Source organism: Kitasatospora sp. NPDC090308 (genome assembly GCF_044769485.1).
GTDB lineage: Bacteria > Actinomycetota > Actinomycetes > Streptomycetales > Streptomycetaceae > Kitasatospora > Kitasatospora fiedleri.
Genome location: NZ_JBIVXY010000009.1, coordinates 212794 through 237069, shown reverse-complemented (window position 1 = coordinate 237069; position 24276 = coordinate 212794). Strand labels below are relative to the sequence as shown.

The 24276-nt window shown below is 74.8% G+C and carries 20 protein-coding genes; 3 read left to right on the top strand and 17 right to left on the bottom strand.

Features of this window, described 5'->3' with window-relative positions; all coding sequences use genetic code 11:
• Nucleotides 1-634: 634 nt before the first annotated feature.
• From ACIQVD_RS22090 to ACIQVD_RS22045, 10 genes are all read right to left on the bottom strand, one after another.
• Nucleotides 635-2236 carry a hypothetical protein gene (locus ACIQVD_RS22090; protein WP_402291244.1) on the bottom strand — a complete coding sequence of 534 codons (1602 nt, stop codon included), beginning with the start codon at nt 2234-2236 and terminating at the stop codon, nt 635-637.
• Between the two features lie 64 nt (nt 2237-2300).
• Complete coding sequence (locus ACIQVD_RS22085; protein ID WP_400687223.1) at nt 2301-4061, bottom strand: GMC oxidoreductase; 1761 nt, start codon at nt 4059-4061, stop codon at nt 2301-2303.
• A 21-nt stretch (nt 4062-4082) separates the two neighbouring features.
• Nucleotides 4083-5690, bottom strand: coding sequence for a succinic semialdehyde dehydrogenase (locus tag ACIQVD_RS22080; protein WP_402291242.1), 1608 nt, complete (start codon nt 5688-5690; stop codon nt 4083-4085).
• Between the two features lie 74 nt (nt 5691-5764).
• Nucleotides 5765-7429, bottom strand: coding sequence for a serine/threonine-protein kinase (locus tag ACIQVD_RS22075; RefSeq protein WP_402291240.1), 1665 nt, complete (start codon nt 7427-7429; stop codon nt 5765-5767).
• Between the two features lie 157 nt (nt 7430-7586).
• Complete coding sequence (locus ACIQVD_RS22070; RefSeq protein ID WP_400687229.1) at nt 7587-8666, bottom strand: protein kinase; 1080 nt, start codon at nt 8664-8666, stop codon at nt 7587-7589.
• A gap of 215 nt (nt 8667-8881) precedes the next feature.
• Complete coding sequence (locus ACIQVD_RS22065; RefSeq protein WP_402291238.1) at nt 8882-10594, bottom strand: serine/threonine-protein kinase; 1713 nt, start codon at nt 10592-10594, stop codon at nt 8882-8884.
• Nucleotides 10595-10848: 254 nt separating this feature from the next.
• Nucleotides 10849-11967, bottom strand: a complete 1119-nt coding sequence (locus tag ACIQVD_RS22060) for a GuaB3 family IMP dehydrogenase-related protein (RefSeq protein ID WP_100837866.1) — start codon at nt 11965-11967, stop codon at nt 10849-10851.
• A 175-nt stretch (nt 11968-12142) separates the two neighbouring features.
• Complete coding sequence (guaB, locus tag ACIQVD_RS22055; RefSeq protein WP_400687234.1) at nt 12143-13645, bottom strand: IMP dehydrogenase; 1503 nt, start codon at nt 13643-13645, stop codon at nt 12143-12145.
• 301 nt (nt 13646-13946) lie between these two features.
• A complete protein-coding gene (gene shbA / locus ACIQVD_RS22050; protein WP_400687236.1) occupies nt 13947-14669 on the bottom strand; it encodes an RNA polymerase sigma factor ShbA in 723 nt (240 codons plus the stop codon).
• 195 nt (nt 14670-14864) lie between these two features.
• Complete coding sequence (locus ACIQVD_RS22045; RefSeq protein ID WP_014136228.1) at nt 14865-15476, bottom strand: response regulator transcription factor; 612 nt, start codon at nt 15474-15476, stop codon at nt 14865-14867.
• 535 nt (nt 15477-16011) lie between these two features.
• Here ACIQVD_RS22045 and ACIQVD_RS22040 point away from each other — a divergent pair.
• Nucleotides 16012-16338, top strand: a complete 327-nt coding sequence (locus tag ACIQVD_RS22040) for a WhiB family transcriptional regulator (RefSeq protein WP_400687238.1) — start codon at nt 16012-16014, stop codon at nt 16336-16338.
• A gap of 117 nt (nt 16339-16455) precedes the next feature.
• On the opposite strand, the gene ACIQVD_RS22035 is transcribed toward ACIQVD_RS22040, so the two are convergent.
• From ACIQVD_RS22035 to groES, 3 genes are all read right to left on the bottom strand, one after another.
• The gene (locus ACIQVD_RS22035; RefSeq protein ID WP_400687240.1) at nt 16456-17457 is read right to left on the bottom strand and encodes a LysR family transcriptional regulator; all 1002 of its coding nucleotides are present in this window, start codon (nt 17455-17457) and stop codon (nt 16456-16458) included.
• A 162-nt stretch (nt 17458-17619) separates the two neighbouring features.
• On the bottom strand, nt 17620-19254 hold the full coding sequence (gene groL / locus ACIQVD_RS22030; protein ID WP_400687242.1) for a chaperonin GroEL: 1635 nt from the start codon (nt 19252-19254) through the stop codon (nt 17620-17622).
• A 114-nt stretch (nt 19255-19368) separates the two neighbouring features.
• Entirely contained in the window at nt 19369-19674 is a 306-nt protein-coding gene (gene groES / locus ACIQVD_RS22025) for a co-chaperone GroES (protein WP_014136232.1), read from the bottom strand.
• 258 nt (nt 19675-19932) lie between these two features.
• On the opposite strand from groES, the gene ACIQVD_RS22020 reads away from it, so the two are divergent.
• Nucleotides 19933-20247 carry a hypothetical protein gene (locus tag ACIQVD_RS22020; protein ID WP_402291234.1) on the top strand — a complete coding sequence of 105 codons (315 nt, stop codon included), beginning with the start codon at nt 19933-19935 and terminating at the stop codon, nt 20245-20247.
• Nucleotides 20248-20269: 22 nt separating this feature from the next.
• Nucleotides 20270-21448, top strand: a complete 1179-nt coding sequence (locus ACIQVD_RS22015; protein WP_400687246.1) for a methyltransferase domain-containing protein — start codon at nt 20270-20272, stop codon at nt 21446-21448.
• Here ACIQVD_RS22015 and ACIQVD_RS22010 read toward each other — a convergent pair.
• From ACIQVD_RS22010 to rimI, 4 genes are all read right to left on the bottom strand, one after another.
• Nucleotides 21424-22314, bottom strand: coding sequence for a polysaccharide deacetylase family protein (locus ACIQVD_RS22010; RefSeq protein WP_400687248.1), 891 nt, complete (start codon nt 22312-22314; stop codon nt 21424-21426). The genes ACIQVD_RS22015 and ACIQVD_RS22010 overlap by 25 nt on opposite strands.
• A gap of 68 nt (nt 22315-22382) precedes the next feature.
• Nucleotides 22383-22628, bottom strand: a complete 246-nt coding sequence (locus ACIQVD_RS22005) for a hypothetical protein (protein ID WP_400687250.1) — start codon at nt 22626-22628, stop codon at nt 22383-22385.
• An 11-nt stretch (nt 22629-22639) separates the two neighbouring features.
• Nucleotides 22640-23725 carry a tRNA (adenosine(37)-N6)-threonylcarbamoyltransferase complex transferase subunit TsaD gene (gene tsaD, locus ACIQVD_RS22000; RefSeq protein WP_402291232.1) on the bottom strand — a complete coding sequence of 362 codons (1086 nt, stop codon included), beginning with the start codon at nt 23723-23725 and terminating at the stop codon, nt 22640-22642.
• Nucleotides 23718-24206, bottom strand: coding sequence for a ribosomal protein S18-alanine N-acetyltransferase (rimI, locus tag ACIQVD_RS21995; protein WP_100837855.1), 489 nt, complete (start codon nt 24204-24206; stop codon nt 23718-23720). Before rimI ends, tsaD begins: the two co-directional genes overlap by 8 nt.
• Nucleotides 24207-24276 lie beyond the last annotated feature (70 nt).

Here is a 24276-nt window from a genome sequence, read left to right as displayed (position 1 = left end):
CCACGCGTGGATCATCTCCGGTCCACCGGGTGCGCGTGGCGGGCACGGGCCCGCCGTGGGACCGCGCCCCGGTGCCGCGGTCGGGTCAGCAGGGGACAGCGAACCCGTCCGCGACCGGGCGGACCCGGGGTGTGGCGGCCGGTACCGGTGCCGACCGCCACACCTCAGTCAGCCGCCCGCCCCGGCGTACGCCCCGGTACGCCCCGCAAGCGCTCCTCACGCACAGTGATCACTCCGGGCGGTCGGGCCCGGCGCCGCCGTGCGCCGTGTCCTGTTCCGTCCACCCCGCCAGTTACGTCGAATCGGTTGCACGGCAAGGCACTCGTCCACGACGATTGCTGGGAGGCGGGGGCTCACCGTACATCCCCGGCCGTGGAGAGCCCGTCCCCCGGACGGCTCCCCTCTCACGCTCCGTGAGGCCCATCCGGCCCCGGCGCGTGTCCGTGACCATCCTTCCGAGACGGCGCTCCTCCCCCGGCGCCGTCGACCCAGCACCGGCGCGGCCCTGACGCCGAGTGCTGCGACAAAGGGCCCCGTTCCCCCGCGGGGCCCTTTGGCCTGTCCGGAGCCGGACCCGGGCCCGGCCTCGGCCTCGGGCCCGGCGTCGGCCTCGGTCTCGGCCTCGGTCTCGGTCTCAGCGGGCGGTGTCCGGGCGCCGGTACGCGGCGTGCGGGTCGGCGTGCGGGTCGGACCCGGCGGCGGTGGGTGCGGGGGCCGGCGCGGCGGGGGCCGGCAGCTCGTCGGACACCAGCTCGACCGACCCGTGCGGCACCGCGCCGAACCGGTCGGCACCCGCCTGCGCGGGCAGCACCGGGAGTACCGGCGGCCCGGCGGGCACCGGCGGCACGGTCGGCCCGGCCGCCGGGTGCGGCGGGGCCGGGACGAGCGGCGCGGGGGTGCGGCGCACCGCGTCGAGCACCGCGGGCACCAGCAGCGCGCCGACCGCGCCCCAGGCGAGGGCGGAGACCAGCACCGAGGGCAGCGACCAGCCGAGGGTGTCCCGGCTGTCGAGGACGATCCCGGCGACCTCGTCGCGCTTCCCGCCCAGGGTGCTCCAGATCGAGGTGCCGAGCAGCAGCGCGCCGGTGAGCACCGCGTACAGACCCGCCAGCACGGCCCGGTCGCGCTGGGCCAGCCGGCCCCGGTGCGCGGACCAGCCGAGCGCCAGCGCGGCGGCCAGCGGCAGGAGCACCGCGAACCACCAGCCGCCGCCGTGGCCGTCCGGGTCGAACAGCGACGTCGTCCGGTGGCCGAGCCCGGAGGAGTCGGCCGTCAGCAGGGTCGCGCCGCCGCCGACGCCGAACAGCAGCAGGCCGTTGTTGGTGACCAGCCCCAGCGAGGCGCTGTCCGGGAACACGTCGTCGGAGACCAGCTGCGCCACCAGGGCGACCGCGGTGAGCAGCGCCAGCAGGCCGCCCAGCACCCGGAAGGCGTGCTGCCAGGCGAGCAGCAGGCTGCCCAGCCAGCCGCGCCGGGCGGCCTCGGCCCGCAGCGCCGCCGCGCCGTCCACGGCCAGCACCAGGACGGCCGCGGCCAGGCCCGCGGAGGCGGTGAGCGGCAGCAGCTCCGGTCCGGTCTCGATCCGCAGCGACGGGGTGGCGGCGGCGTCCGTGTCGTACCCGGCCAGCCAGCCCAGCAGCAGCGCGACGAGCGCGGACAGCACGCCGGTGCGCAGCGCCTGGAGCCCGGCGGCGGGCCCGGTCGGCTCGGCGGCGCCGTCCCGGCGGCGGGCCCGGGCGGAGACCCGCAGGCCGAGCCAGAGCGCCAGCAGCCACCCCAGCGTGACCAGGTACATCACCAGGTGGCTGGAGCTGGACAGGCTGGACGCCGGGCCGTCGGCCCGCGGGCCGGTGGCGCTCATGACCAGCCGCACCGGCGCGCCGAACGCGGTGAGGACCAGGGCCAGCCAGGCCTGGAAGCCCTCGGCCGACCAGGAGCTCTCGAACAGCGGCGAGCCGTCGCCGTCCCCGCTGCCCGCGCCGATCACGGCGGCCAGCACCAGCAGCCCGGTCGGCGCGAGCAGCACCCGGCCGGCGGTGAGCCAGCCGCGGGAGGGCAGCGGCAGGTCCCGGCCGTGGTGCACCCGGCCGGCGCCCCACGGGGAGGGGCCGGCCGGGCCGGTGCCGGTGTCCTCGACGACCTCGCCGATCGCGGGCGCGGCGAGCTGCCCCCCGCAGTTGGCGCAGGTCGCCGCGGCGCCGACCGAGGCCGCGCCGCAGGACAGGCAGATGGGCATGGTGGGTCCCCCCGGGCGGTTCGTACGTCGAGGGCCCGTTTATCCCACCGTGGGTAAAGGGATGTCAATCTCCTTCCGGGGCCCGGGCGGGCACCTTCGGGACGGGCAGCAGCGGCAGGCGCAGCGCGCCGAACGCCCCGGCCGGGACGGCGGGTCGGCGCGGTTCGACCGGCGGGACGGGGCGGTAGGCGGCGCCCGGCTCGGGGCGCGGGTCGGCCTCGCCGCGGTTGGGCCACATCGACATGGCGCGCTCGGCCTGCGCGGTGATGGTCAGCGAGGGGTTGACGCCCAGGTTGGCGGAGACCGCGGAGCCGTCGACCACGCTGATCCCGGGGTGCCCGTACAGCCGGTGGTAGGGGTCGACGACGCCGGTGTCGGCGCTGTCGCCGATCGGGCAGCCGCCGAGGAAGTGCGCGGTCAGCGGGATGTCGAAGATCTCGCCGGCGGTGGAGCCGGGGAAGCCGTTGATGGAGGCGGCCAGCGCCCGGGCGCCCTCCTCGGCGGCCGGGATCCAGCTCGGGTTGGGGGCGCCGTGGCCCTGGCGGGAGGTCAGTCTGCCGTTCTTCAGGGAGACCGTCAGCGAGTTGTCCAGGGACTGCATGACCAGGCCGATGATGGTCTTCTCCGACCAGCGGTGCTGGTTCATCGACTGGGCGAAGATCCACGGGTGCCGGGCGGCGGCGCCCAGGTAGCGCAGCCAGCGCGGCCCGCGCCCGGCGCCGCTGACCTGCTGGACGGAGAGCGCGCCCATCGCGTTGGAGCCCCGCCCGTAGCGGACCGGCTCGATGTGGGTGTTGGCGTCGGGGTGCACCGAGGAGGTGATGGCCACGCCGCGGGTGAAGTCGGGGCGCTCCCCGTAGCGCCGGGTGGAGGTCTGCGCGCCCACCAGGGCCTCGGAGTTGGTGCGGGTGAGGTGGCCGAGCCGGGCGGAGATCCGGGGCAGCAGGCCGCCCTCGCGCATCCGGTGCAGCAGGGTCTGGGTGCCGTAGGTGCCGGCCGCGACCACGACCCGCTCGGCGGTGACGGTGCGCGCCCCGGCCTTCCGGGCCCGCCGGGTGCGGGCGTCGGTGGGCAGCACGTCGACCGCGTAGCCCTCGCCGTGCGGGCGCAGCCGCCGGACGGTGGTCATCGGCAGGATCTCGGCGCCGGCCCGTTCGGCCAGGTACAGGTAGTTCTCGGTGAGGGTGTTCTTGGCGCCGTGCCGGCAGCCGGTCATGCACTCCCCGCACTCGGTGCACGCCCTGCGCCTGGGCCCGGCGCCGCCGAAGTACGGGTCGTCGACCTCGCCGCCGGGGGCGGCCTCGGCCTCGCCGGTGCCGTCCTGCCCGTCGCCGAAGAACACCCCGACGGGCGCCAGGTGGAAGGTGTCGCCGCAGCCCATCGCCTCGGCGGCGGCCTTCAGGTGCACGTCGGAGGGGGTCATCGTCGGGTTGAGCCGGACGCCGAGCATCCGCTGCGCCTGGTCGTAGAACGGGGCGAGCTCGGCCTGCCAGTCGGTGATGTGCCGCCACTGCCGGTCCTCGAAGAACGCCTTCGGCGGGACGTACAGGGTGTTGGCGTAGTTCAGCGAGCCGCCGCCGACGCCCGCCCCGGCCAGGATCAGCACGTTGCGCAGCAGGTGGATGCGCTGGATGCCGTAGCGGCCGAGGGCGGGTGCCCACAGGTAGTCGCGCAGGTTCCAGGAGGTGCTGGGCAGTTCCTCGCGGCGGAACCTGCGCCCGGCCTCCAGGACGGCGACCTTGTAGCCCTTCTCGGTCAGCCGCAGTGCCGCGACCGAACCGCCGAAGCCCGAACCGACCACCACGACGTCGTAGTCGTAGGACACTGCTGCCTCCTCCTCGGATTGCTACTTCAGCCGGAGGGCCTTCATGACCTTCAGGCCGGTGGTGAAGAACTCGGCGAACTTCCGGTCGTCCATGCCCAGCGACGGGCCGATCGGCAGCAGTCGCTGCACGGCGACGGTCTGCGCCTCGGTGTAGCGCAGGATGCCCTCGGCGCCGTGCCGCCGGCCCAGTCCGGAGTCGCCCATGCCGCCCATCGGCGAGGCCACCGAGCCGTACGCGGCGGCGTACGCCTCGTTGACGTTGACGGTGCCGGTGCGCAGCCGGGCGGCGACCCGGCGGCCGCGGCCGGTGTCCCTGGTCCAGACGCTGGAGTTGAGGCCGTAGGGGGTGGCGTTGGCGGCGGCGACGGCCTCGTCCTCGGTGTCGAAGCGGTAGACCGAGACGACCGGGCCGAAGGTCTCCTCGGCGCAGACCGCCATCTCGGGGGTGACGCCGTCCAGGATGGTGGGCTCGTAGAACAGCGGGCCCAGGTCGGGCCGGGCCTGCCCGCCGGCCAGCACCTCCGCGCCGGCCTTGACGGCCTCCTCGACGTGCCGGGTGACGGTCTCCAGCTGGCGGGCGGAGACCAGCGAGCCCATGTCGGCGCCGTAGGCGAGGCCGCCGCCCAGCCGCAGCGCGGCGGTCCTCTCGGCGAACTTCGCCAGGAAGGCGTCGGCGACCGAGCGGTGCACGAAGAGCCGTTCGATGGAGATGCACAGCTGTCCGGCCGAGGAGAAGCAGGCCCGGACGGCGCCGGCGGCGGCCCGGTCCAGGTCGGCGTCGGCGAGCACCAGCATGGCGTTCTTGCCGCCGAGTTCCAGCGAGGCGCCGACCAGCCGCTCGGCGGCCCGCCGGGCGACGTCGCGGCCGGTGCGGGTGGAGCCGGTGAAGGCGACGTAGTCGGCGCGCTCGACCACCTGCGGGCCGACCACGGGGCCGTCGCCGAGCACGATCTGCCAGACCTGCGGGGGCAGTCCGGCCTCGACGAACAGCTCGCGGGCCCACAGGGCGGTCAGCGCGGTCTGGGTGTCCGGCTTGTTGACCACCGCGTTGCCGGCGACCAGGGCGGGCAGCGCGTCGCCGACCGACAGCTCCAGCGGGTAGTTCCACGGCGAGATCTGGCCGACCACGCCCTTGGGGCGGCGGGCCTCCACGGCGCTGGTCAGGCCGGGCACGGCGCCGCCGCGGCGGCGGTCGCGCAGGTAGGAGCGGGCGGCGCGGCCGTAGTGCCGGGCCGCCGAGGCGACGGCCATCACCTCCTCGAAGGCGTGCAGCCGGGCCTTGCCGGTCTCCGCCTGGACGAGGTCCAGCACCTCGTCCTGCCGCTTGAGCAGCAGGTCGTGGAAGCGGAGCAGGACGCCCGACCGGTGCCGCACCGACAGCGCGGCCCAGGCGGGCTGGGCCCGCCTGGCCTGGTCGAACGCCCGCTCGACGTCCGCCTCCGAGGAGACCGGCAGCGCGGCCAGCGCCTCGCCGGTCAGCGGCGCGAGCGTCTCGGCGGTCTTCCCGCCGGACGCCGTCACGCCCTTGGCCAGCCGCGCCACCAGCGCGGCCGGCACCGCCGATGCGACGCCGCGCGCCGCACCCTTCGCCGCGGGGTTGCGCCGGCCCTGGATCGTGCTCTCCGTCATGCGGGCAGCCTAGGCCCTGGAACCCGTCTTGTGTACCCGCCGGTAACACCAAAAGGCGGCGTGTCGGATTCCGGTCAGATGGTCGGCGTGAAGTTGTTCAGCACGGTGGTGAACTGCCGCAGGCTGTCGCGCCAGTCCTTCTCCGGCCCCGACACGTACACCATGAACGCCGTCCCGTCCGCGCGCCGGAACTCGACCTCCTTGGCGTGCCGGCGGGCGTCCTTCGCGCCGAAGGCGAACTCCCACACCGCCGCCTCCTGGCCCTTGATCTTGACGGTGTCGAGGGTGGTGCGCTGGTAGTCCTTGAGGCTCTTGGCGAGCGAGCCCTCCATCTCCAGGAAGTGGTCCTTCGGGGCGAGGGCCTGGCCGACCGACACCGCGAACAGCAGGAAGTGCTCCTGGTTGTCGGGCGTGTAGTAGATCTGCCCGCCGTCGTGCTCGCTGCGCTCCCAGGTCCCGTTGGTGGGCAGCAGGAAGCGGAACCCGGCCGGGTCGTCCTTCCAGACGTACCCGGGGGGCGCGGGCGCGCCGCTGGGCAGCGGGCTCTCGCCGGTCAGCGGGTTGTCGCCGGACGGGGTCGGGTCGGGCGCCGCGACCGTCCCCTGCCGGTGCTGGTGGACGTAGTACGCGCCACCGCCGGCCCCGGCCAGCAGCAGCACGCCGACCAGCGTCCACAGCAGCGCCCGCCCGCGCCGCCGGGGCGCCGGGGCGGGGGCCGGCGCCTGGGCCGGAGCGGCGGCCGGGTCCGGGACGGGCGGCTGGGCCGCGGTCCGGCCCGCCCCGGTGCCCGCCCCGGACGCCCCGTCCGCCGGGTCGGGGGCGGCCTGCGCGGTCCGGTCGACGACCGGGACCACCTGGGTGGGCAGCCGCGACGCCCCGGGCTGGTCGGGGACCCGGAGGCTGACGGTGTGCCCGTCGGCGACCTCGCGCAGCATCCGGCCGATCTCGTCGGCGCCGGGCCGCTCGGCCGGGTCCTTGGCCATCAGCGCGGCCAGCACCGGCCCGAGCCCGGCGGCCCGGCGCGGTTCGGGCAGCGGCTCGTCGACCACCGCGGTGAGCGTGCTGAGCGGGTTGTCCCGGCGGAACGGGGACTCGCCCTCCACCGCGTGGTACAGCGTCGCGCCCAGCGCCCACAGGTCGGAGGCCGGGCCGGGGCGCTGGCCCTGGGCGCGCTCCGGGGCCAGGTAGTCGGGCGAGCCGACCAGGTCGCCCGGACGGGTGATGTCCATCGCGCCCTCGAACTTGGCGATGCCGAAGTCGAGCAGCACGGCCCGCCCGGTGCCGTGCTCCAGCAGCACGTTGGCGGGCTTGACGTCGCGGTGCAGCACCCCCAGCTGGTGGCCGCGGTGCAGGGCGGCCAGCACCTGGAGGCCGACGGTGGCGGCCTCCCGGGGCGTCAGGGCGCCGTCCTGGCTGATCACGTCGGACAGCGCGCGGCCGTCCACCAGCTCCATGACGATCCACGGCCGGCCGTCCTGCTCCAGCACGTCGTGGATGGTGATCACGCCCGGGTGCTTGATCCGGGCGGCGGCCCGGGCCTCGCGCTTCATCCGGGACTGGAGGATCTCCAGGTCCTCCTCCGAGAGGTGGCTGACCGTCAGCTCCTTGACGGCCACCTCCCGGTCCAGCCTCTCGTCCCTGGCGCGCCAGACGGTCCCCATCCCGCCGCGCCCCAGACGCTCGCCGAGCGCGTAACGCCCGGCCAGCAGACGGCCCGTCGACTGGTCCTGTGCGCCCATGACCGTCCCCCCCTTCGATTCCCCCCACCGCCGGTCGGACGGGGTCCTGGCAGACCGTGTGCCGGCTCGCACCGGCGGTTCGAAGGCAAGCCTAGGCTGCCCGGCGCGCCCCGGGAATCGCGGCCCGGGCTCGGAATCGCACGGTGACCGCCCGCTCTCAGCCCGCGACCGCGACGATCACCGCGACCGCCGCGCACAGCAGCACCAGCACGCCGCCCAGCACCAGCGGCCCGAGCAGCTTCGGCGGCACCCGCGGCGGACGCGCCGGGCCCTGACGGTCCGTCGACCGCGCCGGGCGCCGCCCGCGCGGGTGCGGCACCAGCGGACCGGCCTCCGGCCGGGGCACTGGCAGCAGCGGGTCGGGCGGGCCGTCCCGGCCCGGTTCGGGCGCGAACGACAGGAGCTCGCGCAACTCCCGCTGCACGGCGACCGCGTCCGGCCGGGCCGCGGCGTCCGGCCGCAGCAGCCGCTCGACCAGCGGCCGCAGCGGCCCGCAGCCGTCCGCCGGGTGGTGCCGCCCGTCCCGGACGGCCGCCAGCAGCGTCGGCAGGTCGTCCTCCGGGTACGGGCCGTGGCCGGTCAGCAGCCGGTACAGCAGCACGCCCAGCGCCCAGGTGTCGGCGGGGGCGCCCGCGTCGATCGCCCAGCGCTCGGCGAGCGGTCCGAGCATCAGCGCCCGGGTCTCGTACACCCGGCGCGGCACCTCGCCGCCCAGCGCCGCGCACAGCTCCTCCTCGGCGGCGCCCAGCAGCAGCCCGCCCAGCATCGCCGCGCCGTCCTCGCAGACCAGCACCGTGCGCAGCGTCAGGTTCCCGTGCGTCAGCCCGGCCTCGTGCACGGACCGCAGCGCGCCCGCCAGGTCCGCGCCGATCTCGGCCACCCGGTACGGCGAGACCGGGCCGTTGCCCGCCAGCCGCTCCAGCGGCACCCCGGGCACCGCCTCCTCGGCGACCCACAGCACCTCGTCCTCGGGGCCCGCCGCGAGCCCCCGCAGCAGCCGCGGGTGCGCCGTCGCCGCCGCCGAGACCTGCGCGACCCGAGCGGTCAGCCGCGGCCCGTACGACGGGGCGGGCGCCCCCACCGGGTGCCCCGGCACCAGCAGTTCGGGCAGCTCCAGCCCGAACAGCCGCACCCGCGCCCCGCTGTGGACGTCCACCGCGAGAACACCGACCTCACCCTCCGGACGGTCCGTCACCCGGTACCGCCCGGCCACCAGTTGCCCCGGGGCCGCTCGCATGTCTGTTCCTCACGCCGTCGTCCCGCCAGCGTACGGCTCCCCTCCGCCCCCGCCACCGCCCGGTGCGCGCTTTCCGCCCCCGCCGGGAGCCGCCCCCGCACCGCCGCACCCCCGGTCAGCCCACCCGGAGCCGCCCCCGCCGCGGCCCCGGCCCGCCCGGAACACCCCGCCCCCGCCGGGCGCGCCGCGCGCCGCGGCGTCGGCCACCGCGCCGGCTACGGCGCGGGCTGGAAGCTCTCGAAGGAGATCCGCCGGGCCAGCGAGCCGTCCGGGGCCGACCAGTCCTCCTCGGGCATGGTCCAGTAGATCGCGTAGCCGTACTTGCCGTTGCCGGTGACGAAGCCGCGGTTGAGCGAGTGCAGCAGGGTGCCGGACTTGCCGGTGTACGTCCACTCCCAGTCGGCAGCGTTGGTCCAGTCCCGGTAGGCGACGGCCTCCACCCTGACCCGGCGGTAGTCGGTCATCTTCGCGTTGCGGTCGGACTCCTGCCAGTCCTTCAGCGCGCTCGCCCCGGCGGGGCTCTGCCAGTCGACGACCAGTCGCAGCCCGCGGCCCTCGAAGCGGCGGCTGGTGGCCCGGTAGTCCGGCCCCTGGTCGGCCATCCACTCGGGCAGCGCGATGCTGAACCCGGACGGGTCCTTGTACACCCGGTACCCGGCGGGTATCTGCCCGGCCGACGGCAGCGGCGACGGCTCCGCGGCGGGCGGCGCGGAGCTCGGGTCCGCGGCCTGCGCGGAGGCCGACGGGCTCGCCGCCGCCGACGGGCTCGCGGACGCCGCGGCCCCGTCCGCGGCGGTGGCGGCGACGGCGCCGTCCCTCCCGCCGTCCCCGTCGCCCCGGGGCCAGAACACCACCAGCGCCGCGATCAGCGCGAGCGCGGCGACCACCGCCGCCCCGGCCAGCAGCGCCCGCCGCCGCGAGCCGAACGGCCCGCCCGCGGGCGGCGCCCCGCCCGTCCGGAGCGGTTCCGTCGCCGTCGCCGTCGCCGTCGTCGGCCCGGACCCGGACCCGGACCCGGCCGGGGACGAGGAGGGAGCCGCGGACGGATCGGGGGCCGGGGGCGCCGGGACGGCCACCGTCTCGGCCTCGGGCAGCGGCTTCCCGGCGGCGATCAGTTCGAGCAGCGGCCGGGCGGTGTCGGCGTCCATCCGCCGGGCCGGGTCCTTCTCCAGCAGCCCCTCGATGACGCCCCGCAGCGGCCCGGCGTTGCGCGGCTCGGGCAGCGGCTCGGTCATCACGGCGGTGAGGGTGGCCAGCGCGTCGCCCCGGTCGTACGGCGGGACGCCCTCGACCATCGCGTACAGCGTGCCGCCCAGCGACCACAGGTCGGAGGGCGGACCGGGCAGCTTGCCGCGGGCCCGCTCGGGGGCGATGTAGGAGGGGGCGCCGACCAGCATGCCGGTGGAGGTGATGGAGGTGTCGCCCTCGACGCTGGCGATGCCGAAGTCGGTGAGCACGGTGCGCCCGTCCTCGCCGATCAGCACGTTGGACGGCTTCACGTCCCGGTGCAGGATGCCCTGGCGGTGCGCGGCGCCCAGCACCCCGAGCAGGTCGAGCGCGATCCTCGCGGCCCGTTCGGGGGCGAGCGGGCCGTCCTCGGCGACCACGTCGGCCAGCGAGCGGCCGGCGACGAGTTCCATCACGATCCACGGCCGGTCGTCCTCCTCGACCACGTCGAAGACGGTGACGGCCGAGGTGTGCCGGATCCGGGCGGTGGCCTTGGCCTCGCGCAGGGTGCGGACGACCAGCCGGTGCTTCTCGATCTCGTCGACGGTGCCGGTCATCCGGAGTTCCTTGACCGCGACGATCCGGCCCAGCATCTCGTCCTCGGCCCGCCAGACGGTGCCCATGCCGCCGCGCCCGAGCACCTCGCCGAGCCGGTAGCGGTCCGCCAGCAGTCGGCCGGTCGGTTCCTGCGGCTGCGTCATCGGTGCGCTCTCCCCATGGTGTCGCGGCCCTCGGCGGGTGCCCCGGCCGTGACCTGACGGCGTGTCGGACCGCCGAGGGCGGCGGTCGCAGGCCGGAGCCCCCATCATCCCCTGTCCGGCCCCGGCCCGGCCACCCGCCCCCGCGCCCGGCCCCCGGCGGCCGTCCCGGCGCGCCCGTGGCGTAAGGACGGCGGAGGGCCCCCGCCGGTTGCGGCGGGGGCCCTCCGGTCTGCTGACGGTCCGTCAGCGGGGTGTCACCGGGCGGGGTTGACCGTGACCTCGACCCGCTGGAACTCCTTGAGCTCGGTGTAGCCGGTGGTGGCCATCGCCCGGCGCAGCGCGCCGAACAGGTTCATGGTGCCGTCGGGGGTGTGCGACGGACCGGTCAGGATCTGCTCGGTGGTGCCGACGGTGCCCAGGTGCACCCGCTTGCCGCGCGGCAGCTCCTCGTGGACGGCCTCCATGCCCCAGTGGTAGCCCTGGCCGGGGGCGTCGGTGGCGCGGGCCAGCGCGGCGCCGATCATCACCGCGTCCGCGCCGCAGGCCACGGCCTTGGGGATGTCGCCGCTGTAGCCGACGCCGCCGTCCGCGATCACGTGCACGTACCGGCCGCCGGACTCGTCCATGTAGTCGCGGCGGGCGGCCGCGACGTCGGCGACGGCGGTGGCCATCGGCACCTGGATGCCCAGCACGCCCCGGGTGGTGTGCGCGGCGCCGCCGCCGAAGCCGACCAGCACGCCGGCCGCGCCGGTCCGCATCAGGTGCAGCGCGGCGGTGTAGGTGGCGCAGCCGCCGACGATCACCGGGACGTCGAGCTCGTAGATGAACTGCTTGAGGTTGAGCGGCTCGGCCGCGCCCGAGACGTGCTCGGCCGACACCGTGGTGCCGCGGATCACGAACACGTCGACCCCGGCGTCCACCACGGCCTTGGAGAACTCGGCGGTGCGCTGCGGCGAGAGCGCCGCGGCGGTCACCACGCCCGAGTCACGGACCTCCTTGATCCGCTCCTTGATCAGCTCGGCCTTGATCGGCTCCGCGTACACCTCCTGCAGGCGCCGGGTCGCCACCGCCTCGTCGGGGATGGCGGCGATCTCCGCCAGCAGCGGGCGCGGGTCCTCGTACCGCGTCCACAGCCCCTCCAGGTTCAGCACGCCCAGGCCGCCCAGCTGCCCGATCGCGATCGCCTGCTCCGGCGACACCACGCTGTCCATCGGCGCGGCCAGGAACGGCAGTTCGAAACGGTAGGCGTCGATCTGCCAAGCGATCGAGACCTCCTTCGGGTCACGCGTACGGCGGCTGGGGACGACGGCGATGTCGTCGAAGGAGTACGCCCGGCGGCCGCGCTTGCCTCGCCCGATCTCGATCTCAGTCACTTCGAGCCCTTCTGCTGCTTTCCATCTCCCGACCGGGTCCCCCCGGCCACGCCCCCAAGTATCCCGCACCCTCCCCACCGGCCCCGCCAGGGGCGCACCCGCTCCCCCGGACGGCGGGGACCCGCCCGGGCCGCGTCAGCTGCGGCCCGGGCGGGTCCCGTACGGCGGAGGCGTCTCAGCGCGCGTTGTAGTTCGGCGCCTCGACGGTCATCTGGATGTCGTGCGGGTGGCTCTCCTTGAGGCCCGCCGAGGTGATCCGGACGAACCGGCCCTTGGTCTGCATCTCCTCGATGCTCGCCGCGCCCACGTACCCCATGGTCTGCCGCAGGCCGCCGATCAGCTGGAACAGCACCGCGGAGAGCGGGCCGCGGTAGGGCACCTGGCCCTCGATGCCCTCGGCGATCAGCTTCTCGTCCGAGGAGACCTCGGCCTGGAAGTAGCGGTCCTTGGAGAAGGACTTCGCCTGGCCGCGGGTCTGCATCGCGCCCAGCGAGCCCATGCCGCGGTACGACTTGAACTGCTTGCCGTTGATGAAGAGCAGCTCGCCGGGCGACTCCTCGCAGCCGGCCAGCAGCGAGCCGAGCATCACGGTGTCGGCGCCGGCGCACAGCGCCTTGCCGATGTCGCCGGAGTACTGGAGGCCGCCGTCGCCGATGATCGGGACGCCCGCGTCCTGGCAGGCCTGCGCGGCCTCGTAGATCGCGGTGACCTGCGGGACGCCGACGCCGGCGACCACGCGGGTGGTGCAGATCGAGCCGGGGCCGACGCCGACCTTCACGCCGTCCACGCCGGCGTCCAGCAGCGCCTGCGCGCCGTCCCGGGTGGCGACGTTGCCGCCGACCACGTCCACCGGCACGGCGGACTTGATCTTGGAGATCCAGGACAGCGCGTTGTGCGAGTGCCCGTGCGAGGTGTCGACGACCAGGAAGTCCACGCCCGCGCCGACCAGCGCCTGGGCGCGGTCGAAGGCCTCGGCGGAGGCGCCGACGGCGGCGCCCACCAGCAGCCGGCCCTCGGCGTCCTTGGCGGCGTTCGGGTACTTCTCGGCCTTGACGAAGTCCTTGACGGTGATCAGGCCCTTGATCCGGCCCTCGTCGTCGACCAGCGGCAGCTTCTCGATCTTGTGGCGGCGCAGCAGCCCGACCGCGTCCTCGCCGGAGATGCCGACCTTGCCGGTGATCAGCGGCATCGGCGTCATGATGTCGGCGACCTTGCGGCTGCGGTCGGTCTCGAAGGCCATGTCGCGGTTGGTGACGATGCCCAGCAGCTTGCCCTCGGCCGTGGCCACCGGCACGCCGGAGATCCGGAACCGGGCGCACAGCGCGTCCGCCTCGGCCAGCGTCGCCTCCGGGCCGACCGTGATCGGGTCGGTGACCATGCCGGACTCGGACCGCTTCACCAGGTCGACCTGGTTGACCTGGTCCTCGATCGAGAGGTTGCGGTGCAGGACGCCGACGCCGCCCTGGCGGGCCATCGCGATCGCCATCCGGGACTCGGTGACCTTGTCCATCGCCGCGGACAGCAGCGGGATGTTGACCCGCACGTTCCGGGAGATCCGCGAGGAGGTGTCCACCTGGTTGGGCAGCACCTCGGAGGCCCCGGGCAGCAGCAGGACGTCGTCGTACGTGAGTCCGAGCATCGCGAACTTCTCGGGTACGCCGGCGGCGTTGTAAGACATGGGGAACCTTCCGTGGCGGGCCGTCGTTCTGCGCACGGGCGCCCGGCTGTCACCGGCCGCCAAGACGCCCGGCGCGCTGGAGGAACCTCCGAAGGGACCCCGCGCGCACCGGAGAAACTTTGGCGACCCGACCAGGCGCCGATACCCCATGGTACTGGTGACGCGGGGTAGGTCGTCGCGCCCTCTTGACAACGCCCGCCCGGCCGCGCTTCATTCCGCGCGGTCCACGCGCGTCCAGCAGCACGGACGGGCACACCGGCCGACGGGCCGGGGGGGGAGGACCGGAAGGACCGGCCGGGGTTCAGCCGCTCTCCTCCGCCAGCGCCCGCAGCCGGGACAGCGCCCGGTGCTGGGCCACCCGCACCGCGCCCGGGGACATCCCGAGCACCTCGCCGGTCTCCTCCGCCGACAGCCCGTCCGCCACCCGCAGCAGCACCAGCTCGCGCTGGCGGGCCGGCAGGTAGGACAGCAGCTCCTTGATCCACTCGGCGTCGCTGGAGAGCAGCGCCCGCTCCTCGGGGCCGAGCGAGTCGTCCGGCGTCTCCGGCAGGTCGTCCGGCGGGATCACCGTCGAGCCGGGCCCGCGCATCGCGGCCCGCTGGAGGTCGGCGATCTTGTGCGCGGCGATCCCGTACACGAAGGCCTCGAACGGGCGCCCGGTGTCCCGGTAGCGGGGCAGCGCGCAGAGCACCGCGACGCACACCTCCTGGGCCACGTCGTCCACGTGGTGCCGGGCCCCGCCGGGCAGCCGGACCAGCCGGCCGCGGCAGTAGCGCAGGGCCAGCGGGAGCACGTAGCCGAGCAGCGCCTCGATCGCCGGGCCGTCGCCGCGGACCGCCGCCGCGACCAGTTCGGCCACCTCGGGCGACGTCCCCGCGCCGAGCACGGGCGGGCGGGCCGCCGCTCCCGACGGGCCGTCGGGTCCGGTCAACGGACCGCCCGGTGCCGACGACGGATCGGCAGCCGCACCCCCGGGGGCGGGCTGCACCGGGTCGGGCCCGGCGGCCTCCTCGTCGTCACGCATCGGTCCATGGTGCCTGGTCGGGCCGGAAAACGCGGCACCGCGTCCGGACTTGTGCATCGGAACGTTATCCGTCGCCGCGTGCACCGTGCCGCCTCCCCTGCCTGTCCGCTGGTCCCCGAGGTGCTCCACTACTCCATGGTGCAGCCTCGGGACCACAACGTCACACGTCCGAGCGAGCGCAGTTCGCGCGTCCGCTCAGCGGACCAGGCCCCAACGGAAGCCCAGCGCCACCGCGTGCGCGCGGTCCGAGGCGCCCAACTTCTTGAACAGCCGCCTGGCGTGCGTCTTCACGGTGTCCTCGGACAGGAACAGCTCGCGGCCGATCTCGGCGTTGGAGCGGCCGTGGCTCATCCCCTCCAGCACCTGGATCTCACGGGCCGTCAGGGTCGGCGCGGCGCCCATGTCCGGGCTGCGGAGCCGGCGCGGCGCCAGGCGCCAGGTCGGGTCGGCCAGCGCCTGGGTGACGGTGGCCCGCAGCTCGGCGCGCGAGGCGTCCTTGTGCAGGTAGCCGCGGGCCCCGGCGGCGACCGCGAGGGCCACGCCGTCCAGGTCCTCGGCGACGGTGAGCATGATGATCCGGGCGCCCGGGTCGGCCGACAGCAGCCGGCGGACCGTCTCCACCCCGCCGAGGCCGGGCATCCGGACGTCCATCAGAACGAGATCGGAACGGTCGGCCACCCAGCGGCGGAGGACCTCCTCACCGTTCGTCGCAGTGGTCACCCGGTCCACGCCGGGCACGGTCGCCACCGCGCGGCGAAGCGCCTCCCGGGCGAGCGGGGAATCGTCGCAGACGAGTACGGATGTCATGACCGTCGTCCTCCGCAGCAGATCCGCGTCACGTTGAGCCTCCTGGCTGGTACGAACCTCTCCGACACGGCCCCGGGACGGACCCGTTCCGATCGCCTCGCTGCGCGACCGGTCCCGATGTCCTGCGCCCTCTGACCGCCTCCGCACATCCAACGACCGTCACTCGAATGAGTTACGGCTTCACGTCCATCTCCACCACTGTACGTGGCCAACCCATCACGCAAGAGCCACCTCGCGGTGCACACGCCGCACTTTTGTGCAGCTCGCGCGCGGTGCCCGCGCCGCGCGCGCCCTCCGGAGGCGGTCCGCGCCCGGCGGGACACCCGATCGACGCAGCATCCGGGTTCAAACCTCTTGCCCCTTTTGTCCGTTTTTATAGCTTCTGTCAGGTCATTGACTGATTCGTCGGACTGTGGGTGACTTGTCGGTGTAGTGGGCGTAAGTCATATTTCCAGGTGTCCGTACCGGCCCGGTGCCGCCTCGCCGCGACAGTCGCGGCCGGCCGCCGGGTCCCGAGCCATGAAGGGAATGAGCCATGGCAGATTTCTCCCGCCTCCCCGGCCCCAACGCAGACCTCTGGGACTGGCAGCTCTCCGCCGCCTGCCGCGGCGTCGACAGCTCACTGTTCTTCCACCCCGAGGGCGAACGCGGCGCGGCCCGGACCTCCCGCGAGACGAGCGCCAAGGAGGTCTGCATGCGCTGCCCGGTGCGCGTCAAGTGCGCGGCCCACGCCCTCGCCGTCCGCGAGCCCTACGGGGTCTGGGGCGGCATGACCGAGGACGAACGCGAGGAGCTGCTCGGCCGCTCCCGCAACCGGCTGGCCGAGGTCCCGCTGGCGATGCCGCAGACCGTCCGGCGCTGATCCGCCGCCGCTCCCGCCGGTCCCCCGCACCGCAGCGGCCGTCCCCGCCGCCGCGGCCCGCGTCCCCGGCCGCGCCACCCGGACGCGTCGCCCGCCCGTCCCCGGTCGGCGCCGCGCTCAGCGGGCCGCGGCCGACGCCGCGAGCTGGTCCAGCATCAGCGCCACCGCCGGGACCTCCGCCAGGTCCGGCAGGGTCAGCGCCACCACCTCGCGCCGGGCCGGCTCGCCCGAGGCCACCCGCACCGGCACGGCCGCCACCCCCGGGTGCCGCACCGACTCCAGCGCCAGCCCCGGCAGCACCGCCACCCCCAGGCCCGCGCCGACCAGGCCCACCACCGCCGGGTAGTCGTCCGTGGCGAACTCGATGGCCGGCGCGAAGCCCGCGTCCGCGCACAGCTCCACCAGGTGGCCCCGGCACTGCGGGCAGCCCGCGATCCACTGCTCGGCCGCCAGCTCCGCCAGGTCCACCGGGTCGCCCTCGCCCCGGCCCCCCAGCGGGTGGCCCGCCGGGACGAGGCCCACCAGCGGATCGTCCAGCAGCGGGCGCACCACCAGCTCGGACCAGTCGTTCGCGGCCGCCGTCGCCGCCGCCTCCAGCGCCGCCTCGGCCCGCGCCTCGCGCAGCGTCGCGTGCGGGGACGGCAGGCTCAGCCCGCCCTGCGAGTCCGGGTAGCGGAAGGCCAGCGCGACCTCGCACTCGCCGCCGCGCAGCATCGCCAGCGCCTGGGTCGGCTCCGCCTCCACCAGCGAGACCCGCACCCCCGGGTGGGCCGCCCGCACCTGGGCCACCGACCGCGGCACCAGGGTCGAACTGGCCGTCGGGAACGAGACCAGCCGCACCCGCCCCGCCCGCAGCCCGGCGATCGCCGCGACCTCCTCCTCGGCGGCCGAGAGCCCCGCGAGGATGCCGTCCGCGTGCCGCAGCAGCACCCGCCCGGCCTCGCTCAGCTGCATCTCCCGCCCCGACCGCACCACCAGCGGGGTGTCCACCGCCTTCTCCAGCGCCTTCATCTGCTGGCTCACCGCGGGCTGCGTGCACCCCAGCTCCCGCGCGGCGGCGGAGAACGACCCGGTCCGGGCGACGGCGTGCAGGACGCGGAGGTGGCGGGCTTCGATCACGCCGTCAACTGTAGGGGAGGCGCGAAGTGCGCCGGGAACGCGAAAGCAGGGGCGCGAGGTCCCGGCGGTCCGGGCCGCGCACCACGGGGGTGCGGGGCCGGTCGCGCAGTTCCTCGCGCCCCTGCTTTCGCTGCGCCGCCTCAGCGGCTAGCGCTCGGTGCTTCAGTGGCTGTGGCCGTGGCCGCCGTGCGAGTGGCCGTGGCCGGCGCCCTCTTCCTCTTCCTTCTTCTCCACCACGAGGGTCTCGGTGGTGAGCAGCAGGGAGGCGATGGAAGCGGCGTTCTCCAGGGCGGAGCGGGTGACCTTGACCGGGTCGATGACGCCGGCCTTGACCAGGTCGCCGTACTCGCCGGTGGCGGCGTTGTAGCCCTGGCCGGGCTCCAGGTCGGCGACCTTGGAGGTGATGACGTAGCCCTCCAGGCCGGCGTTCTGGGCGATCCAGCGCAGCGGCTCGGCGAGCGCCTTGCGGACCACGGCGACACCGGTGGCCTCGTCGCCGGTCAGGCCGAGGCCGTCCTCCAGGACCTTCGCGGCGTGCACCAGCGAGGCGCCACCGCCGGCCACGATGCCCTCCTCGACCGCGGCGCGGGTCGCGGAGATGGCGTCCTCCAGGCGGTGCTTGCGCTCCTTGAGCTCGACCTCGGTGGCCGCGCCGACCTTGATCACGCAGACGCCGCCGGCCAGCTTGGCGAGGCGCTCCTGGAGCTTCTCGCGGTCCCAGTCGGAGTCGGTGTTGGCGATCTCGGCCTTGATCTGGGCGACCCGGCCCGCGACCTCGGCGGAGTCGCCGGCGCCGTCGACGACGATGGTCTCGTCCTTGGTGACGGTGATCCGGCGGGCGCTGCCGAGCACCTCCAGGCCGACCTGGTCGAGCTTGAGGCCGACCTCCTCGGAGACGACCTGGCCGCCGGTGAGGGTGGCGATGTCGCCGAGGATGGCCTTGCGGCGGTCGCCGAAGCCGGGGGCCTTGACCGCGACCGCGTTGAAGGTGCCGCGGATCTTGTTGACCACCAGGGTGGAGAGCGCCTCGCCGTCGACGTCCTCGGCGATGATCAGCAGCGGGCGGGAGCCGCCGGCCTGCAGGACCTTCTCCAGCAGCGGCAGGAGCTCCTGGATGGAGGAGATCTTGCCCTGGTTGATCAGGACGTACGGGTCCTCCAGGACGGCTTCCTGGCGCTCCGCGTCGGTGACGAAGTACGGGGACAGGTAGCCCTTGTCGAACTGCATGCCCTCGGTGAACTCGAGCTCGACGCCGAAGGTGTTGGACTCCTCGACGGTGATCACACCGTCCTTGCCGACCTTGTCGATCGCCTCGGCGATCAGCTCGCCGACCTGGGTGTCCTGGGCGGAGAGGGAGGCGACGGCGGCGATGTCGTCCTTGCCCTCGATCTCGCGGGCCACCGAGAGCAGGTGCTCGGAGACGGCGGCGACGGCCTTGTCGATGCCCTTCTTCAGGGCGGCCGGGCCGGCGCCGGCGGCGACGTTGCGCAGGCCCTCGTTGACCAGGGCCTGGGCGAGCACGGTGGCGGTGGTGGTGCCGTCGCCCGCGACGTCGTTGGTCTTGGTGGCGACCTCCTTGACCAGCTGCGCGCCGAGGTTCTCGTACGGGTCGTCGAGCTCGACCTCGCGGGCGATGGTCACACCGTCGTTGGTGATGGTGGGGGCGCCGAACTTCTTGTCGATGACGACGTTGCGGCCCTTGGGGCCGATGGTCACCTTGACGGTGTCGGCCAGCTTGTTGACGCCGCGCTCCAGCGAGCGGCGGGCGTCCTCGTCGAACTGCAGGGTCTTCGCCATGATCCCGTTTCCTCAGGGGTAGGTCTGCGTACGTGGAGCAACAACCGCGCCCCGGGCCCCTGTCAGTGCGACACGGATCCGGGGCGGGCTGGGACGTCTAGTTGTCGGACGTCTTTACTTCTCGATGATCGCGAGGACGTCGCGGGCCGAGAGGACGAGGTACTCCTCGCCCTGGTACTTCACCTCGGTGCCGCCGTACTTCGAGTACAGGACGATGTCACCGACGGCGACGTCGAGCGGCAGACGCTGACCGTCCTCGAAGCGGCCCGGGCCGACGGCCAGGACGACGCCCTCCTGGGGCTTCTCCTTGGCGGTGTCCGGGATCACCAGGCCGGAGGCGGTGGTGGTCTCGGCGTCGAGCGGCTGGACCACGATGCGGTCCTCGAGCGGCTTGATGGCAACCTTGCTGCTGGTGGTCACGTCCGAGCTCCCCTTCGGAGATTACGGGGTTGTCTAACAGGTAGGTGGCGATTGCGCGCGGCCGCCGTCGCGGGGGTCGGACACGCTTCATCGCGTTAGCACTCTCCCTGGGGGGAGTGCCAGGTATGACCTTAGGACGCCGTTAGCACTCAGTCAACCAGAGTGCCAACGAAGTCGCGTCCGAGTTTCCGTTCGACCCGGTCGGTTCCGAGTACGGGTACTCAGGCGGCGCGCGAATCCCCTTGCGACGATCGGGACATGACGAAGGAGCGCCCCTCCACGGGGCGGGACGTGTGGCACGCGGTGTGGTTGCTGGCGCTGGCGGTGCCGCTGCTGTGCGCGGTGCCCTACGCGGTCATGGTGCTGGTGTTCGCGCTGGCCGGGGCCGGGGAGCGCGGGGGCGGGGCGGGCCTGGCGGTGCTGCTGTGCGGCGCGGTGACGGCGCTGGGGCTGGGGGTGCCGGTGGCGTCGGTGGTGGTGACCGCCCGGCGGGGCTACCGGATCGCGCCGCTGGCGGTGGGGCTGGCCGGGCCCGCGCTGGCGGCGGCCGTGCTCGCGGTGCCGGCGCGCTGACCGGAGCCGCGACAATGGTGCGGTGGAGATCGAGTCGTTCCGGGCGCTGCTGACCGAGCAGGGGCAGGCGCTGCTGGCCGAGTTGCGGGGGTTCACGGCGGCCGGGGAGCTGGCGCTGGCGACCAGGATGCGGCGGGAGTACCCGGCGGAGCTGGTGCGGGCGGCGTTCGAGCAGGCCCGGTTGCGGCAGCGGGCGGAGGCGAAGTTCGGGGCGGACGCGGCGTCGATGTACTTCACCCGGCACGGGGTGGAGCAGGCGACCAGGCGGTCGGTGGCCGAGTGGCGGGCGGGGCGGTTCGCGGCGCTGGGGGTGCGGCGGCTGGCCGACCTGTGCTGCGGGATCGGCGGGGACGCGATCGCGCTGGCCCGGGCCGGGATCGCGGTGCTGGCGGTGGACCGGGACGAGCTGACCTGCGAGGTGGCGCGGGCGAACGCGGCGGCGCTGGGCGTGGCGGAGCTGGTCGAGGTGCGCCGCGCGGACGTCGCGGACGTCGACACCGCGGGCTTCGACGCGGTGTTCACCGACCCGGCGCGGCGCACCTCGAAGGGCCGGGTGTTCGACCCGGAGGCGTACTCGCCGCCGCTGTCCTGGGCGGTGGAGGCGGCCCGGCGCACCCCGTTCGGGGCGTTGAAGGTGGCGCCGGGCATCCCGCACGAGCTGGTCCCGGCGGGCGCCGAGGCGGAGTGGGTGTCGGACCGCGGCGAGGTCAAGGAGGCGGTGCTGTGGTTCGGCACGGCCGCCGCCGAGCCGTACCGGGCGACGCTGCTGCCGGGCCCGCACTCGCTGTCCGGCGGCGCGCTGCCGGACCCGCCGGTGGGCCCGGTGGGGCGCTACCTGTACGAGCCGGACGGGGCGGTGATCCGGGGCCGGATGGTCGCGGAGGTGGCGGAGCTGACGGGCGGCCGGCTGATCGACCCGATGATCGCGTACGTCACCTCGGACGAGCTGCGCCCGACGCCGTACGCGCAGGCGTACGAGCTGACCGACGTGCTGCCGTTCCAGGTCAAGCGGCTGCGGGCGCTGGTGCGGGAGCGCCGGATCGGCACCGTGGTGATCAAGAAGCGCGGGGCGTCGGTGGTGCCGGAGGAGCTGCGGCGGCAGGTGAGGCCGGCCGGGCCGAACGCGGTGACGGTGATCGTGGCCCGGACGGCGGGCGGGCCGGTGATGATGCTGGGTCAGCCGGTGGGCCCGGCCAGGTAGTCGTCGAGGCGGGCGACCGCGAAGCCCTGCTCCTGGATCCGGGCGAGCAGTTCGCCGAACATCCCGGTCATGGTCTCGCCCTTGAGCTCGGACGGGCCGCGGAAGTGGGCCAGGATGATGTCGCCGTTGCGGAGCTTCTTGTCGGCGGCCTGGTACTGCATGTCGTGGATCTGCATGGACTCCCGCCAGAGCACGACGGCGCGCGGCCCGCACTCCTGGACGGCGGTGTTCAGGGCGGGGGTGTTCGCGCCGTCGCCGTAGGGCGGGCGGAACAGGTAGGGGGCGGTGCCGTACTGCTCGGTGAGGGCGGCCTGGTCGTCGCAGACCTGGGCCTTCTGCTGGGCGGGGCCGAGCTTGCTCATCACCGGGTGGCTGACGGTGTGGTTCTGGATGCTGTTGCCGAGCGCCTGGAGCGGTTTGAAGTAGGCGTAGTCGTTCTTGACGATGTCCTTGGTCAGGAACATCGTGACCGGGACCTTGAGTTCGGTGAGCATCTCGACGAACTTCGGGTCCTTCTCGGCCCCGTCGTCGAGGGTGATGAAGACGACCTTGTCGGTGGTCGGGACTTCGCTGAACACCGGCACCTGGCCGGACCCGGTGAGCTTGATCGGCCGGTCGGCGGGCGGCGCGGGCGCCTTGGGCATCGGCTTGAGGCCCCACTTGGCCCAGGCGGCCTCGGGCACCGCGTCCTGCGCGGGGGCCGACGGGGTGCCGGTGCCGGAGGGGGCCGGGGTGCCGGGGGCGGCGACCGGCGCGGCCGGGACGGGGGGCCGGTCGGCCGCCCCGGAGCCGCTGCCGCACCCGCTCGCCGCCAGCAGTACCGCCAGGGCGCCCGCCCCGTACCCGACCCGTACCCGCTGCTTCACCGGTTGTCCCCCGCTCGTCCTCGACACGCGTGTCGATCATAGGACGATCGGATTTGGCTGCCCGGTTGCTACCCCGCGTCCGTGCGGGTGAAGGTCCAGCGGTGCACCGGGCGGGCCAGCAGGTGCGCGGGCGGTTCCGGCACCGGCCGCGGCTCGCCCGCCCACAGCGCGATCAGCAGCACCCGCTCGCCCGGCGCGGTGAACAGCTCGACCCGCTCCAGGCCGGCCGCGCCGCGCACCGCGGGCAGCGCGGACTCCCGGGCCCAGGCGTGCAGTTCGGCCCCCCGGCCGGCCGCCGCCCGGGCCTCCCACATGGCCGCCAGGGTCACTTCAGGGCCTCGTGCGCGTGCGCGTGGAAGCCGCCGTGCTCGCCCGGCACGTGCGTCTCGGTGACCGGCAGCGAGGAGTCCGCCGACAGGTCGAAGGAGGACGGGGTGCGATTGCGCCGCACCATCTCGGCGCCGAGCGCCGCCACCATCGCGCCGTTGTCGGTGCACAGGCCCGGCCGCGGCACCCGCAGCACGATGCCCGCCCGGTCGCAGCGCTGCTGCGCCATCTCGCGCAGCCGGGAGTTGGCGGCCACGCCGCCGCCGATCATCAGGTGGTCGACGTCGTTGTCCTTGCAGGCCCGGACCGCCTTGCGGGTCAGCACGTCGGTCACCGCCTCCTGGAAGGACGCCGCGACGTCCGCCACCGGCACCGGCTCGCCGGCCCGCCGCCGGGCCTCCACCCAGCGCGCCACGGCGGTCTTCAGCCCGGAGAACGAGAAGTCGTACGCGGGGTCGCCCGCGTTGTTCAGCCCGCGCGGGAAGGCGATCGCCGCGCCGTCGCCCTCCCGGGCCATCCGGTCCACCACCGGCCCGCCCGGGAAGCCCAGCCCGAGCACCCGCGCCACCTTGTCGAACGCCTCGCCGGCCGCGTCGTCGATGGTCGCGCCCAGCGGCCGCACGTCGGAGGTGATGTCGCCGCTGAGCAGCAGCGAGGAGTGCCCGCCGGAGACCAGCAGCGCCATCGTCGGCTCCGGCAGCCGGCCGTGCTCCAGCTGGTCCACGCAGATGTGCGAGGCCAGGTGGTTGACGCCGTACAGCGGCTTGTCCAGCGCCCACGCGTACGCCTTGGCCGCGCTCACGCCGACCAGCAGCGCGCCCGCCAGGCCCGGCCCGGCGGTGACGGCGATGCCGTCCAGGTCGCTCGCCTTCACCCCGGCGGTGTCCAGCGCCCGCCGGATGGTCGGCACCATCGCCTCCAGGTGCGCCCGGCTGGCGATCTCCGGGACGACGCCGCCGTACCGGGCGTGGTCGTTGACGCTGGAGGCGACCGCGTCGGCCAGCAGGGTGGTGCCGCGGACGATGCCGACGCCGGTCTCGTCGCAGGAGGTCTCGATGCCGAGGACGAGGGGTTCGTCAGCCATTGTGATGATCCTTCAGATCGCTTGCTTCACTTGCGTCGCTTGCCAGGTGGTCCAGACGCATCACCAGTGCGTCCACGTTGGCCGGCTGGTAGTAGCCCCGCCGGATGCCGACCGGCTCGAACCCGAACCGCTCGTACAGCCGCTGCGCGCGCAGGTTGTCCACCCGCACCTCCAGCAGCAGTTCGGCGCAGCCGCGCCGGACCGACTCCTCGACCAGCTCCGCCAGCAGCAGTGCCCCGAGCCCCGCCCCCTGGTGCTCGGAGTCCACCGCGATGGTCTGCACGTCGCTGTCCGGGCCGACCGCCATCAGCCCGGCGTAGCCGACCGGCGCGCCGCCGCCGTCGACGGCCACCACGTAGTGCCGGCTCCCGCCGGGGAACGCCTCCGCCAGCTCCGACCAGTACATCCCGCGCGACCAGGCGTCCTCGGGGAACAGCCGGTGCTCCAGCACCATGACGGGCTCGATGTCCCACCACCGCATCGGCCGCAGCGCGTACCTAGCCACGCCGGCCGACCGCCCCGGCGAGAGCGCGGCGAACCGCGCGGAGCGG

Excerpts from the sequence above, each read along its gene's own strand:
- ACIQVD_RS22090 (WP_402291244.1), bottom strand. The coding sequence starts at position 2,236 with ATGCCCATCTGCCTGTCCTGCGGCGCGGCCTCGGTCGGCGCCGCGGCG.
- ACIQVD_RS22080 (WP_402291242.1), bottom strand. The coding sequence starts at position 5,690 with ATGACGGAGAGCACGATCCAGGGCCGGCGCAACCCCGCGGCGAAGGGT.
- ACIQVD_RS22075 (WP_402291240.1), bottom strand. The coding sequence starts at position 7,429 with ATGGGCGCACAGGACCAGTCGACGGGCCGTCTGCTGGCCGGGCGTTAC.
- ACIQVD_RS22070 (WP_400687229.1), bottom strand. The coding sequence starts at position 8,666 with ATGCGAGCGGCCCCGGGGCAACTGGTGGCCGGGCGGTACCGGGTGACG.
- ACIQVD_RS22065 (WP_402291238.1), bottom strand. The coding sequence starts at position 10,594 with ATGACGCAGCCGCAGGAACCGACCGGCCGACTGCTGGCGGACCGCTAC.
- guaB (WP_400687234.1), bottom strand. The coding sequence starts at position 13,645 with ATGTCTTACAACGCCGCCGGCGTACCCGAGAAGTTCGCGATGCTCGGA.
- shbA (WP_400687236.1), bottom strand. The coding sequence starts at position 14,669 with ATGCGTGACGACGAGGAGGCCGCCGGGCCCGACCCGGTGCAGCCCGCC.
- ACIQVD_RS22045 (WP_014136228.1), bottom strand. The coding sequence starts at position 15,476 with ATGACATCCGTACTCGTCTGCGACGATTCCCCGCTCGCCCGGGAGGCG.
- ACIQVD_RS22040 (WP_400687238.1), top strand. The coding sequence starts at position 16,012 with ATGGCAGATTTCTCCCGCCTCCCCGGCCCCAACGCAGACCTCTGGGAC.
- groL (WP_400687242.1), bottom strand. The coding sequence starts at position 19,254 with ATGGCGAAGACCCTGCAGTTCGACGAGGACGCCCGCCGCTCGCTGGAG.
- ACIQVD_RS22020 (WP_402291234.1), top strand. The coding sequence starts at position 19,933 with ATGACGAAGGAGCGCCCCTCCACGGGGCGGGACGTGTGGCACGCGGTG.
- ACIQVD_RS22005 (WP_400687250.1), bottom strand. The coding sequence starts at position 22,628 with ATGTGGGAGGCCCGGGCGGCGGCCGGCCGGGGGGCCGAACTGCACGCC.
- tsaD (WP_402291232.1), bottom strand. The coding sequence starts at position 23,725 with ATGGCTGACGAACCCCTCGTCCTCGGCATCGAGACCTCCTGCGACGAG.
- rimI (WP_100837855.1), bottom strand. The coding sequence starts at position 24,206 with ATGCGGTGGTGGGACATCGAGCCCGTCATGGTGCTGGAGCACCGGCTG.